The sequence below is a fragment of the Bradyrhizobium sp. 26S5 genome (genome assembly GCF_036923295.1).
In the GTDB taxonomy this organism is placed as follows: Bacteria; Pseudomonadota; Alphaproteobacteria; order Rhizobiales; family Xanthobacteraceae; genus Bradyrhizobium; species Bradyrhizobium septentrionale.
Genome location: NZ_CP145948.1, coordinates 670,250 through 682,657, shown reverse-complemented (window position 1 = coordinate 682,657; position 12,408 = coordinate 670,250). Strand labels below are relative to the sequence as shown.

Genomic DNA, 12,408 nt, shown 5'->3' with positions numbered 1-12,408 from the left:
GATGACGTAAATCATCTATAGAGCGTAGGCTGCGTGCTCAACGTGCCCGCATTCGCGCTAGCCTTCGAAAGATATTCTTCGTCATTCCGGGATGGTTCGTTAGCACCAGACCCGGAATCTTGAGATTCCGGGTTCGATGCTTCGCATCGCCCCGGAATGACTTAGCAAACGAAACGACTACGGGGAGTGACATGACCAGCGAAATCAAGATCGAAACCGGCACCGACGAACTGCTCTGCGTGATCCGCGACCGCGTCGCCATCATCACCCTGAACCGTCCGGATGCCCGCAACTCGCTGTCGGACACGCTGACGCCGGCGCTGCGCACGATGATCCGGACCTGCGGCGAGAACCCCGAGGTCGGCGTGCTGCTCATCACCGGCGCCGGCAAGGCGTTCTGCGCCGGCGGCAACGTCAAGGGCATGGGCGCGCATCGCGACCCGAAGAAGCTCGAAATGTCCTATGAAGACAAGGTCGCGGACCTTCAGGAGCGCCAACGCCTGCTCACCGGCGCACTCGCTTCGGTGCGCAAGCCGACGATTGCGGCGCTGCCCGGTCCGGCGGTAGGTGCGGGCCTTGCGATCGCGATGGCCTGCGACATCCGGATTGCCGCGCAATCCGCCTTCATCTCGACCGGATATCTGCGCGTGGCGCTGAGCGGCGACTACGGCATGGCCTGGCTGTTGACGCGGCTGGTCGGCACCTCGCGCGCCCGCGAATTGATGTTCACGTCCGAGAAGGTCGATGCGACCAGATGCGAGCAGATCGGCCTCGTCAATCGCGTGGTGCCGGACGAGACGCTGCAGGACGAAGCCTTTGCGCTGGCGAAGTCGATGGCCGAGGGCCCGACCCTGGCGCTGCGCTACATGAAGGACAATCTCGACGAGGCGCTGCAATTCGACTTCGCCACCGCGCGCGACCACGAGGCCGAGCGGATGATCCGCCTCACCACGACATCAGATCACAAGGAGGCGGTGCAGGCCTTCATCGAGAAGCGCAAGCCGGTGTTCCGGGGCAATTGAGAAGCGTCCGCGCGATCTTCTCCTTCCCCCTGAAAGGGGGAAGGTCGGGATGGGGGTCAGCCACACGCACGGTTGCTCGTGGAGAGAGAGGATCCCCACCCGCTTTGCTCTGACGAGCAAAGCGACCTCCCCTTTTCAAGGGGAGGTAAGAGCAAACGCGGCAGAAGCAAAGAAAAGGGCCCGGTTCTGGAGGGGCCAGAACCGGGCCTAGTCAGTCAAACCGCAAGCGAGGACATCGCGGCCAAGCGGGAAGTGGCGGCAAGCCGCCAGCTGGCACAGGGAATGTCTTGCGGCTCGACGTGGATCTCTTTCGCGAAGCGCACCAGCTTCCAGTCGCCGGGGCTTTGCATAAAGGCATAGTCCGACTTGCGGGCGAGCCCGATCATCGTCGCATTGGAACGCAGCGTGTCGCCAAAAATGCGCTCGGCTCCGAGGGACGCCGCGCGGCATTCGAGATTCTTCAGCAGCGCCTTGCCAATGCCGTGGCCCTGCCACCGGTCATCGATCGACAGGCCGAACTCGACGCTCGACGTATCGGCATGGAAGGCATAGCGGGCTTCGCCGACAATGGTTTCGAAACCATCGACCAGCATCGTCGCGACCACCGTGAACCGGTCAGCCTCGCCGACATGAATGAAACGCTCGAGCTCCGTCTTCGGCAGCTCGCTCAGTGCGCCCAGGAAGCGGTTATAACGGGAACCCGCGGAGAGCGAACGGATGTAGTTCTGCAGCTCTTCGCGATCGCGCGGCTCGACAAAGCGCACCTTGATCTCGCTGCCGTCCTTGGCGCGCAGCACATCAGAGTATTGCTTGAGATCGTCGAGACGCAGCGCAACCATGACACGCTCCTCGGGTGAAGAAATTGGCCGGCGCCCCTCGATGGAGGCGGCGCCAGCGACGGCGTCCTTCTCAGGCCCGCCAAAACGGCTTGTCGGTCTCGAACACGATGTCGCTGCGGGACATGCCGATGTCGTGCAGGTCGCGCTCGGTCCACTGCGACAGCTCGCGGCGGCGCTCGTAGCGCTCCCACCAGACATGCAGGGTCTCGCCGACCTGGTTCAGCAGCCCCGATGCATGATGATCGGGCGTATGATGATTTGTCATCGATTCATGGGTGAAAATGGACATTTGCGGCTCCTATCGGTAACCTGTTGGCGGTAATATCGGAGCTATTCGGCCTGTTCACAAACGACACTTTGTACCGCTTCGCATGAATTAACGTCATGCATTAGGAGACCTTTCTGGCATGACCAGCCGCCTGCCTTCGCTGAACGGTCTCAGGGCATTCGAGGCCGCCGCGCGGCACATGAGCTTCACGCTGGCGGCGTCCGAACTGAACGTGACGCAGACCGCGATCAGCCATCAGATCCGGCGGCTCGAGGAGGAACTCGGCGTCCGCCTGTTCGTCCGCCAGAACCGCTCACTGAGCCTGACGCCGGATGCCGCCGAATACCTTCCCGGCGTCCGCGCCGCCTTCAACGACCTCCGGCTCGCGACCGATCGGCTACTGCGCCGGGACGACGATCACGTGCTGACGGTCTCGACCTTGGCGTCGCTCGCCGCCAAATGGTTGCTGCCGCGGCTGTCGGCATTCCAGGAGGCGCATCCCGGCATCGACGTTCGCATCACCACCTCGACCAGCCTGGTCGATTTCCACCGCGACAAGGTCGACGCCGCGATCCGTTACGGCCGCGGCCAATGGGCCGGCCTGCGCGCGGACTGGCTGATGGCGGACGAGCTGTTTCCGGTGTGCAGCCCCTCGCTGCTGCAGGGAGGCAAGCCGCTCAAATGCCCTGAGGATCTCAGGGATCACGTGCTGCTGCACACCAGCAATGCCAACAGCGACGATTGGCGGCTGTGGCTGACCGCGGCGGGCCTGCCGACCGACGTCTCCAAACAGCCGGGCGTGACCTTCGACCTGCTGTTCGTGACGCTCCAGGCTGCGATCGACGGGATCGGCGTCGCGATGGGCCGCACCTCCTACGTGCAGGACGACATCACCAAGGGCCGGCTCGTGGTTCCCTTCAAGATCGCACTGCCGGCGGACGCCGGCTTCTATCTGGTGTCGCCGCAGGGACGCGCCGATACGCCAAAACTCTCCGCGTTCCGGTCCTGGCTCGGCGCTGCGGCACATACCGCGCCTTGAAGCGGCGCACGTTGCGCTCAAGCTTCGCTCGAAGGCGCTTCCAGCAGTTCCACCTACGGCTTTTTTCCGATGGCCTCGGCGTGATTTCGGGGTTGGTCGCGCCGGACAGGCGTGCCAAATTGCCGCACATGGCAGGGTAACTGCCTTGGCTGGCGAGACAATTTTCGCCGGCCCTTTTGTTTCGGGGAAGGAAAAGGCGTTATGTCGCAGTCGAGTTCACCACAAGTCCCGCAAATCAAGTCGCGTCTTGGCGCCATCCTGCGCGCGACCAGCGGCAATTTCCTCGAGCAATTCGACTTCTTCCTGTTCGGCTTCTATGCGCCCCTGATCGCCAAGGCCTTCTTCCCCTCCGAGAACGAGACCGCGGCGCTGCTCAACGCCTTCGGTGTCTTCTGGCTCGGCGCCCTGATGCGCCCGGTCGGCGCCATCGTGCTCGGCGCCTACATCGACAAGATCGGCCGCCGCAAAGGCCTGATCGTGACGCTGGCGATCATGGCGGTCGGCACCGTGGTGATCGCGATTTGCCCGACCTACGCAAGCATCGGCATTGCCGCTCCGATTATCGTCCTGCTTGCCCGCCTGCTGCAGGGCTTCTCCGCTGGCGTCGAGCTCGGCGGCGTCTCGGTGTACCTCGCGGAGATTGCCACGCCCGGCAACCGCGGCTTCTACACCTCGTTCCAGTCGGCGAGCCAGCAGGTGGCGATCTTCGTCGCCTCGATCCTCGGCTTCATCCTGAGCGAGAGCATGCCGGCCGCAACCGTCGCGGACTGGGGCTGGCGCATCCCGTTCTTCGTCGGCTGCCTGATCATTCCGGTGATCTTCTTCCTGCGCCGGACGCTGGAGGAGACCCCGGCGTTCCTGGCGATGAAGACGCATCCGACGGCAAGCGAGGTGTTTGCCTCGGCGCTCGCCAACTGGCGCATCGTCATCCTCGGCATGATGATCGCGGTGCTGACCACCACGACGTTCTACTTCGTCACCGTCTACACGCCGACCTTCGGCAAGACCGTGCTGAAGCTCTCGACCCAGGATGCGCTGCTGGTGACGCTGTTGGTTGCGGTGACCAACTTCATCTGGAATCCGGTCGGCGGCGCGCTGTCCGACCGGATCGGCCGCAAGCCGGTGCTGCTGGCGATCGCCGGCCTGTCGCTGGTGACGGCCTATCCGGCGCTGCACTGGCTGGTGACCAATCCGAGCTTCGGCAAGATGCTGGCGGTCGAGATGATGTTCTCGTTCTATTTCGGCGTCTACAGCGGCACCATGCTGGGCTCTCTGGTCGAGATCGTGCCTGCGCATGTCCGCACCACGTGCTTCTCGCTGGCCTTCGCGCTGGCGGCCGGGCTGTTCGGCACATTCACGCCGTTCGCCTCGACCTGGCTGATCCAGCAGACCGGCGACAAGGCTTCGCCCGGCTACTGGCTGATGTGCGCCTCTGTGCTCGGCATCGTCGCCGCGCTGATCGTCTATCGTGACGGCCAGACCATCGAGCAGCGCGAGGCGGTCGCGGCCTGATCGTGCGCATGCAATTGGGGCAGACTCTTTATTTGAGCATGATCTTTCGGAAAACCGCTACACACTTTTCCGGATCATGCTCATTCGCCCGCCCCTGTTGCTTTCCATGCCAACAACGATAACAAGAGCGCATGGTTGATCTGACGCGCAGGTTCGACGTGCTGGTGATCGGCGGCGGCAACGCCGCGCTCTGCGCTGCGATCAGCGCACGGCGCGCCGGTGCTTCGGTGCTGGTACTGGAAGGCGCGCCAAAGTTCTACCGCGGCGGCAACACCCGCCATACCCGCAACATGCGCTGCGCCCATGACGCGGCGACCGAAATCCTCACCGGTCCCTACACCGAGGAGGAATTCTGGCAGGATTTGCTGCTGGTGACCGGCGGCCAGACCGACGAGGAACTGGCCCGCTTCATGATCCACGAGTCCAAGGACATCTTGAACTGGATCGTCGAACAGGGCGTGCGCTGGCAGCCTTCGCTCGGCGGCACCTTGAGCCTCGGCCGCACCAATTCGTTCTTCCTCGGCGGCGGCCGCGCGATGCTGAACGCGCTGTATCGCACGGCCGAGGAGCTCGGCGTCGACATCCTCTACGATGCCGAGGTGATCGAGCTCAAGATCGAGGACGGCATGTTCCTCTCGGCCCAGCTGAAGCAGCCGGTCGGCGGCAGGACCGAGGTGCGCGCCTCGACATTGGTCGCGGCTGCCGGTGGCTTCGAGGCCAATATCGAATGGCTGAAACAATATTGGGGCGAGGCCGCCGACAATTTCCTGATCCGCGGCACGCCGTATAATCGCGGCGCGATCCTGAAGATGCTGCTGGCGAAAGGCGTGCAGGAGATCGGCGATCCAACGCAGTGCCATGCGGTGGCGATCGACGCCCGTGCGCCAAAATTCGACGGCGGCATCATCACGCGCCACGATTCGGTCGTGTTCGGCATCGTCGTCAACAAGCACGCCGAGCGCTTCTACGACGAGGGCGAGGACATCTGGCCGAAGCGATATGCGATCTGGGGCCGCCTGGTCGCCGCGCAGCCCGACCAGATCGCCTACATCATCTTCGATTCGACCGTCGTGACGAGCTTCATGCCGACACTGTTTCCGCCGATCGCGGGCGCGACGATTGCCGAACTCGCCGGCAAGCTCGAGCTCGACGCCGCCGCACTGGAGAAGACCATCACCGGGTTCAACGCCGCGGTGCAGCCCGGCACCTTCGACCACACCATCCTTGACGATTGCCGCACCGAAGGCATCACACCGGCGAAGACGCATTGGGCGCGCAGGATCGAGACGCCGCCCTATCTCGCCTATCCGGTGCGGCCCGGTATCACCTTCACCTATCTCGGCACCCGCGTGAACAGGCAGTCGCGGATGCTGATGAAGGACGGCAAGCCGTCCGCCAACATGTTCGCCGCCGGCGAGATCATGGCCGGCAATGTGCTCGGCAAGGGCTACGCCGCCGGCATCGGCATGACCATCGGCAGCGTGTTCGGCCGCGTCGCCGGGCGGGAAGCGGCGAAGAATGCGCGGAACTAAGGGCTAGGCTGGCACGATGCACGGGACGAGGATCTTGCAGGAAGCCGACCGTCTGATGACGGTGTGCAATTCCTGCCGCTATTGCGAGGGCCTGTGCGCGGTGTTTCCCGCGATGGAGATGCGCCGCGCCTTCTCCGACGGCGACCTCAACTATCTCGCCAATCTCTGCCATTCCTGCGGCGCCTGCTACACCGACTGCCAGTTCTCGCCGCCGCACGAATTCAACGTCAATGTGCCGAAGACGCTGGCGGTGGCGCGCGCCGAATCCTATGCCGCCTATGCCTGGCCGCGCGCCTTCGCCGGCGCGTTTGCGCGCAACGGCCTCGTCATCAGCCTGATCGCGGCGCTGAGCGTCGCCGCCTTCATCTTCGGCTTCGCCGCGATCAATGACCGCGGCGTACTTTATGGCATCCACACCGGGCCCGGCGCGTTCTACAAATTGATGCCGCACAATGCGATGGCGCTGCTGTTCGGCGCCGCTTTGCTCTACGCCATCCTGGCGCTGGTGATGGGCGTGCGCGCGTTCTGGCGCGCGATCGGCGAGCCCATTGGCATGAAAACGGACCCGAAATCGCTGTTGCAGGCGATGCGCGATGCCGGCGAGCTGCGCTATCTCGACGGTGGCGGCGTCGGTTGCTTCAACGAGGACGATCGTCCGACCGACCGCCGCAAGCTGTATCACCACTTCACCTTCTACGGCTTCGCGCTGTGCTTCGCCGCGACCTGCGTCGGTACGCTGTACCATTATCTGCTGGCGCGCGAGGCGCCCTATGCGTGGTGGGATCTGCCGGTGGTGCTCGGCACGCTCGGCGGCATCGGGCTCGTGGTCGGCCCGATCGGGCTCTTGTCAGAGAAATGGAAGCGCGACCGCGTGCTGGTCGACGAAAAGCAGATGGGCATGGACACCGCGTTCATCCTGATGCTGTTCCTGACCAGCATCACTGGCCTCGCCTTGCTGCTGTGGCGCGAGACCGCCGCGATGGGCCCGCTGCTGGCGCTGCACCTCGGCGTGGTGTTCGCGCTGTTCATCACCATGCCCTACGGAAAATTCGTGCACGGCATTTACCGCTTCGTCGCGCTGGTGCGCTATGCGCGGGAACGGCAGATGATGATGCAGGGCAAGGCAGAGTAAGCGTCGTTCCGGGGCGATGCGCAGCATCGAACCCGGAATCTCGAGATTCCGGGTTCGCGTCTTCGACGCGCCCCGGAATGACAGTGGTCAGAGATCCACCACCACGTAATCACTCTCCACCGCGACCTTGATGGTCTCGGCGACATACGGCCCCTTCACCACATTGGTGCCCGGCTCGACGCTGACCGAATAGGCGCGCACACGGAAGCGGCGCGGGTCGCAGTAGGACTGGCCGGTGCGGATGTCGAACTCCCAGCCATGCCAGGGGCAGCGCAGGATCTCGCCGAGTTTGGTGTATTCGATCTCGCCGGGATCCGACGACGACGCCAGCCCGATCAGCGGCCCCTCGCAGAGCGCCGCACCCTGATGCGGGCAGCGGTTCAACAGGCCGAAGAACTCGCCCTTGACGTTGAACACGGCGATCGGCCGTCCCTCGATCTCAAGGAATTTTCGCGACCCCGGCGGCAATTCGTCCACCGGGGCAATCACATGACGCGCCATCTATGAGATACCGTAAAGCTGCTTCGCATTGTCGAGATAGAACGCCTGGCGGTTGGCATCGCTGACGCCGGCCGGCAGCACGCGCGACGGCTCGTCGTAATCCCAATGCGGATAGTCGGTCGCGAACAGCAGCCTGTCCCAGCCGATCCATTCAATGGTCTGGAACAGATAGTCGCGGCTCTCCGGATCCTCCATCGGCTGCGTGGTCCACCAGATGTGGTCGCGGATGTATTCCGACGGCTTGCGCTTCAGATGCGGCACCTCGGCGTGCAGCCGCGCAAACACCTTGTCGAGCCGCCAGGCGAGCGACGGCGCCCAGCCGAAGCCGGCCTCGACCATCACCATCTTCAGTTTCGGGAAGCGCTCGAACACGCCTTCGAGCACCAGGCTCGCCAGCGCGGTCTGCTGGCACTGCGAATGGCCGACCATCTCCTCGATGTAATAGCTCGGCCAGCCCGATGCGGTGATCGGGTTGCCGCCGAAGCCGAAGGCGTGCACGCCGATCGGCAATCCGGCCTCCTGCGCCGCCTCATAGATCGGCCAGTAGCGGCGCTGGCCAAGCGGCTCGACATTGCGGCTGAGCAGCAGCACCTGGACGAAATTCTTATCCCCTGCGCGCTTGCGGATTTCCGCTGCCGCCGACACGCCGTCCTCATTGGCGACGACGACCGAGCCCTTCAGGCGCGAGTCCTTGCTGGTCCATTTCTCGATCTGCCAGTCGTTGATCGCCGAGCAGATCGCGCCGGCGAGATCCTGGTTGCGGATGCCCTGCCCGGTGTTGAGCGGATTGAGCACGCCGAGCGCGACATTGTTGGGATCGAGATGCTGCTTCTGCATGAAGGACAGCGACGAGCCCTGCGGCCCGCCTTCCGGCGGGTAGGCATCGCGGCGCGAGGCGTTGGGCTGCGCCTTCGGATAGGGCGGGCCTTCCATCATGCCCTGATAGGCGTGAACGCCGAAGGTTTCGAGATGGCTGTGCCAGCGCTTGGCCAGGTACGGAAACAGTTCATCCTTGGTCGCGCGCGCCGGATGGATGTCGCAATCGGCGATCGCGGTCTTGATGCCGGTCGACGCGGCCGCCTCGGGACGTTCCCGAACCTGGATGTTCATGGCGTCATCTCCTTCACCTTCAACCGTCCATAGGTTGCGTGCGGATTGTCGATCATGATCTTGCGGACCAGATCCGGTGACAACCCCTTCGGCAGCACCTCGTCACCATCGAACTGCCAGTGCGGATAGTCAGTCGAGAATAGGATCAATTCGTCCGACTGCATATGGTCGAACAGCCGGTTCAGGGTGTCGCCTTCCGGCGGCGCGTCGACCGGCTGCAGCGAGAAACGGATGTTGCTGCGCACAATCTCCAGCGGCGCACGGTCGACCCACGGCGTTTCCATGCGCACACCGCGCCAGAACTTGTGCAGCCGCCACAGGAACGGCGGCAGCCAGGTGAAGCCGGACTCCAGCATCACCATTTTTAAGGCTGGATGGCGCGCGAACACGCCCTCGACGATCAGGCTGGTGAGCTGGGTCTGGAACGCCTGCGCCTGCGCGACGTAATCCTCGATGTGGTAGGAGCCCCAACCGACCGAGGTCGGCGGGTTGTGATAGGCGCTGCCGGCATGGATGCCGATCGGCAGGCCGAGCCGTTCCGTCGCCGCGTAGATTGGCCAATAGTGGCGCTTGCCGAGCGGCATGTCGCCCATCACCAGCATCAGCACCTGCACGAAGCGGTTGTCCTGCGCACAGCGCTCGATCTCGGCCACAGCCTTGTCGATGCTCTGCACAGGAATCACGATCGAGCCGCGCAGGCGATCGTCCTTGTCGAGCCACTCCTTGACCAGCCAGTCGTTCAGCGCGCGGCAGAACGCATCGGCCATGTCTTCGGAAAACACCATCTGCACGCCGTAGAGCGGATTGCAGATGCCGTAGGCGGTGCCGAACCTGTCGAGCGCGTGGCTTTGCATGTCGGCAAGGCTCGAGCCCGGCTTGCCCTGCGCGGGGCGCCAGTCCGGCCGCGATGAGATCGGCGAATTGGTGGGATAGGATTGCGAGATCAGATCCGTCATGCCGCGCGTCGTCACCTGGTCGCGCCAGTAGTCGTTCATGTAAGGCAGCAGGCTGGTGAGGTGAGGTACGGCGGGATGCAGATCGCAATCCACGCCGCCCGCGATCGGCGACGTCATGGTGTTTCCTCCGCGCACGCTCTCACAACAACTGTCGGGGCGCCGCTTGGTTGTTGTCCGACATTCAATCAGTCCGTGCTGCGATCCGCAACTCGGCAGGGGCCGGTGTGGTGTGCTAGGAAGGCAGAACGCCCTACAGGATTTTCATGGCAAGCAACGAGAAAGAGCGCCGATGAACGCACTCATATCCATCGCTGAGCAGGTCGCCGCGAAACTGATCGCGAACAAGCAGACGATTGCGGTCGCGGAATCCTCCACCGGCGGACTGATCTCCGCATCGCTGCTCGCGGTGCCCGGCGCGTCGGCCTATTTCCTCGGCGGCGGCGTGATCTACACCCGCGACGCGCGGCGTGCGCTGATGGACATTTCCGACGACACGATGCGCGGTCTCCGCTCGTCGTCAGAACCCTATGCTCAGCCGCTCGCGCGCCAGATCCGCGAACGCCTCGCGACCGATTGGGGATTGTCGGAAACCGGCGCCGCCGGCCCGACCGGCAACCGCTACGGCGATGCCGCCGGCCACAGCTGCATGGCGGTCGCCGGTCCGCAGCAGCAGGTCATCACCCTGGAAACCGCCAGCGGCGACCGGCAGGCCAACATGCAGGCGTTCGCCAAGGCGGCACTGGAGCTGCTGCTGAGGAATCTCGCACAGTAATTTTCTGCCGTCGTCCCGGGCAAGCGAAGCGCGACCCGGGACCCATAACCACGACTGTCAGCGTTCAAGAGTGCTGGGGCCACAGCGGTGCGCCACGATGATCTGCGGTGGTAATGGGTCCCGGCTTTCGCCGGGACGACGCGGGGAAGGACCGCCGCTCAACTATGACGCCGTAGCCCGGATGGAGCGCAGCCCAATCCGGGGCTGCTCTATCCGCGGTGCGCGCGGCCCCGGATTTCGCTTCGCTTCATCCGGGCTACGCTTGCTCAAGCTCTCCCCGTCATCCTGAGGCGCGAGCCTCTTCGGCGAGCCTCGAAGGATGAATCGGCCAGAGTGGGGCCGTGCATCCTTCGAGGCTCGCTCCGCTCGCACCTCAGGATGACGGGTCGACTATGGATAGCCGCGAAAACTCACTTCTCGCGGAACGAGCGCATGAACTGGTCGCTCATCGGCTTCATCAGATACGACAGCATGGTGCGGTCGCCGGTCTGAACGAAGGCTTCCACCGGCATGCCCGGGATGATCTTGACCTCGCTGCCGAGGCGCGCGACCTCTTCCGGCGGCATCGAGACGCGGATGGTGTAGTAGCTCTGCCCGGTGCGCTGATCGGTGTTGACGTCGGCGGAGACGCGCGTGACGACGCCGTTCAGCTCGGGCGTGGTGCGCTGGTTAAAGGCGGAGAGCCGCAGCACGGTCTTCTGTCCGACCTGCAGCTTATCGATGTCCTGCGGATTGACCTTGGCCTCGACCGACAGATCGTCGGCCTTCGGCACGATCATCATGATGGCGTCGCCTGCGGTGATGACGCCGCCGACCGTGTGCACGGTCGATTGCAGCACGACACCGTCCTGCGGCGCGCGGATGTCGATGCGGCGAAGCTGGTCTTCGGCGGTCACCTTGCGTTCGACAAATTCGCCGATCTTGTCGTTGGTCTCACGCAGGTCCTTCGAGACCTCGGAGACCATGTCCTTGTCGACCTGGATGATCTGCAGCTCGGTCTCGGTGATCTTGCCCTTGGCCTGGGCGCGCGAGGCGATGTATTGCGCGCGCTCGCCGGAGAGCCGCGCCGCGTCCCGCTCCAGCGTGGTCAGGCGGGTGAGCTGCACCAGATGCTGCTCATAGAGCTGGCGGACGCCGACTAGCTCCTGCTGCACCAGCGCGATCTCCTTGTCCTTGGCGGCTTCCTGCGCCTGCAGGCCGGAGATTTCCTCGTTGAGCTGGGTTACGCGCTCGCGCAGCTGCGCCTTCTGGCCGCTGCGGCCGTTGACGCGGACTTCGAACAGCTTGGTTTCGCTCGCCATGATGTCACGAACGTCGGGATCCTTGGCCTGCTCCGTGAGCTGCGGCGGGAAGGCGATCTTGTCGCTGCCCCGCTGCTCGGCCTCGAGCCGGGCTGCGCGCGCATAGAGGCCGTTCAGCGTCTTGACCACGATCGCAAGGCTCGCCTTCACGACCGTCTCGTCGAGACGCACGACGATGTCGCCCGCCTTGACCACGTCGCCGTCGCGCACCCGGACCTCGCCGACCACGCCGCCGGTCGGATGCTGCACCTTCTTGACGTTGGACTCGACCACCACCGAGCCCGGCGCGATCAGCGCGCCCGAAATCGGCACCGTGGTCGCCCAGCCACCGACGCCGCCGCCCAGAACCAGAACCACGACGAGGCCGACGAGCAGATGCTTGCGGATCGAAAGATGTGCGTTGCGCGGCTGATCGGTCATGCGA

At 64.3% G+C, this 12,408-nt stretch carries 12 protein-coding genes; 6 read left to right on the top strand and 6 right to left on the bottom strand.

What is annotated here, in order from left to right; all coding sequences use genetic code 11:
- Positions 1-191 precede the first annotated feature (191 nt).
- The gene (locus V5279_RS03100) at positions 192-1,022 is read left to right on the top strand and encodes an enoyl-CoA hydratase (RefSeq protein ID WP_338695009.1); all 831 of its coding nucleotides are present in this window, start codon (positions 192-194) and stop codon (positions 1,020-1,022) included.
- A gap of 215 nt (positions 1,023-1,237) precedes the next feature.
- Here the strand turns inward: V5279_RS03100 and V5279_RS03095 are convergent, their stop codons facing one another.
- On the bottom strand, positions 1,238-1,861 hold the full coding sequence (locus V5279_RS03095; RefSeq protein WP_338695007.1) for a GNAT family N-acetyltransferase: 624 nt from the start codon (positions 1,859-1,861) through the stop codon (positions 1,238-1,240).
- A 70-nt stretch (positions 1,862-1,931) separates the two neighbouring features.
- A complete protein-coding gene (locus V5279_RS03090; RefSeq protein ID WP_338695005.1) occupies positions 1,932-2,150 on the bottom strand; it encodes a DUF1127 domain-containing protein in 219 nt (72 codons plus the stop codon).
- Between the two features lie 118 nt (positions 2,151-2,268).
- On the opposite strand from V5279_RS03090, the gene V5279_RS03085 reads away from it, so the two are divergent.
- The 4 genes from V5279_RS03085 to tcuB all read left to right on the top strand — a co-directional run bounded on the left by V5279_RS03085 (position 2,269) and on the right by tcuB (position 7,344).
- A complete protein-coding gene (locus V5279_RS03085) occupies positions 2,269-3,168 on the top strand; it encodes a transcriptional regulator GcvA (protein ID WP_338695003.1) in 900 nt (299 codons plus the stop codon).
- 201 nt (positions 3,169-3,369) lie between these two features.
- Positions 3,370-4,680: an MFS transporter gene (locus V5279_RS03080; protein WP_338695001.1), complete on the top strand. Its 1,311-nt coding sequence runs from the start codon at positions 3,370-3,372 to the stop codon at positions 4,678-4,680.
- 131 nt (positions 4,681-4,811) lie between these two features.
- The gene (gene tcuA, locus V5279_RS03075) at positions 4,812-6,212 is read left to right on the top strand and encodes an FAD-dependent tricarballylate dehydrogenase TcuA (protein ID WP_414645894.1); all 1,401 of its coding nucleotides are present in this window, start codon (positions 4,812-4,814) and stop codon (positions 6,210-6,212) included.
- 16 nt (positions 6,213-6,228) lie between these two features.
- A complete protein-coding gene (gene tcuB / locus V5279_RS03070; RefSeq protein WP_338694999.1) occupies positions 6,229-7,344 on the top strand; it encodes a tricarballylate utilization 4Fe-4S protein TcuB in 1,116 nt (371 codons plus the stop codon).
- Positions 7,345-7,431: 87 nt separating this feature from the next.
- Here tcuB and V5279_RS03065 read toward each other — a convergent pair whose 3' ends face one another.
- Genes V5279_RS03065 through V5279_RS03055 form a run of 3 tightly spaced genes read right to left on the bottom strand, consistent with a single transcriptional unit; the run spans position 7,432 to position 10,028 of the window.
- Complete coding sequence (locus tag V5279_RS03065) at positions 7,432-7,845, bottom strand: Rieske (2Fe-2S) protein (protein ID WP_338694997.1); 414 nt, start codon at positions 7,843-7,845, stop codon at positions 7,432-7,434.
- The gene (locus V5279_RS03060) at positions 7,846-8,955 is read right to left on the bottom strand and encodes an amidohydrolase family protein (protein WP_338694995.1); all 1,110 of its coding nucleotides are present in this window, start codon (positions 8,953-8,955) and stop codon (positions 7,846-7,848) included.
- Positions 8,952-10,028: an amidohydrolase family protein gene (locus V5279_RS03055; RefSeq protein WP_338694993.1), complete on the bottom strand. Its 1,077-nt coding sequence runs from the start codon at positions 10,026-10,028 to the stop codon at positions 8,952-8,954. Before V5279_RS03055 ends, V5279_RS03060 begins: the two co-directional genes overlap by 4 nt.
- 172 nt (positions 10,029-10,200) lie before the next feature.
- On the opposite strand from V5279_RS03055, the gene V5279_RS03050 reads away from it, so the two are divergent.
- Positions 10,201-10,683 carry a CinA family protein gene (locus V5279_RS03050; RefSeq protein WP_338694991.1) on the top strand — a complete coding sequence of 161 codons (483 nt, stop codon included), beginning with the start codon at positions 10,201-10,203 and terminating at the stop codon, positions 10,681-10,683.
- A gap of 410 nt (positions 10,684-11,093) precedes the next feature.
- On the opposite strand, the gene V5279_RS03045 is transcribed toward V5279_RS03050, so the two are convergent.
- Positions 11,094-12,404 (bottom strand): HlyD family type I secretion periplasmic adaptor subunit, encoded by a 1,311-nt coding sequence (locus V5279_RS03045; protein ID WP_338694989.1) that lies wholly within the window; start codon positions 12,402-12,404, stop codon positions 11,094-11,096.
- Positions 12,405-12,408 lie beyond the last annotated feature (4 nt).

Excerpts from the sequence above, each read along its gene's own strand:
- V5279_RS03060 (WP_338694995.1), bottom strand. The coding sequence starts at position 8,955 with ATGAACATCCAGGTTCGGGAACGTCCCGAGGCGGCCGCGTCGACCGGC.
- V5279_RS03050 (WP_338694991.1), top strand. The coding sequence starts at position 10,201 with ATGAACGCACTCATATCCATCGCTGAGCAGGTCGCCGCGAAACTGATC.
- V5279_RS03100 (WP_338695009.1), top strand. The coding sequence starts at position 192 with ATGACCAGCGAAATCAAGATCGAAACCGGCACCGACGAACTGCTCTGC.
- V5279_RS03055 (WP_338694993.1), bottom strand. The coding sequence starts at position 10,028 with ATGACGTCGCCGATCGCGGGCGGCGTGGATTGCGATCTGCATCCCGCC.
- tcuB (WP_338694999.1), top strand. The coding sequence starts at position 6,229 with ATGCACGGGACGAGGATCTTGCAGGAAGCCGACCGTCTGATGACGGTG.
- V5279_RS03085 (WP_338695003.1), top strand. The coding sequence starts at position 2,269 with ATGACCAGCCGCCTGCCTTCGCTGAACGGTCTCAGGGCATTCGAGGCC.
- V5279_RS03080 (WP_338695001.1), top strand. The coding sequence starts at position 3,370 with ATGTCGCAGTCGAGTTCACCACAAGTCCCGCAAATCAAGTCGCGTCTT.
- V5279_RS03095 (WP_338695007.1), bottom strand. The coding sequence starts at position 1,861 with ATGGTTGCGCTGCGTCTCGACGATCTCAAGCAATACTCTGATGTGCTG.
- V5279_RS03065 (WP_338694997.1), bottom strand. The coding sequence starts at position 7,845 with ATGGCGCGTCATGTGATTGCCCCGGTGGACGAATTGCCGCCGGGGTCG.
- V5279_RS03090 (WP_338695005.1), bottom strand. The coding sequence starts at position 2,150 with ATGTCCATTTTCACCCATGAATCGATGACAAATCATCATACGCCCGAT.
- tcuA (WP_414645894.1), top strand. The coding sequence starts at position 4,812 with ATGGTTGATCTGACGCGCAGGTTCGACGTGCTGGTGATCGGCGGCGGC.
- V5279_RS03045 (WP_338694989.1), bottom strand. The coding sequence starts at position 12,404 with ATGACCGATCAGCCGCGCAACGCACATCTTTCGATCCGCAAGCATCTG.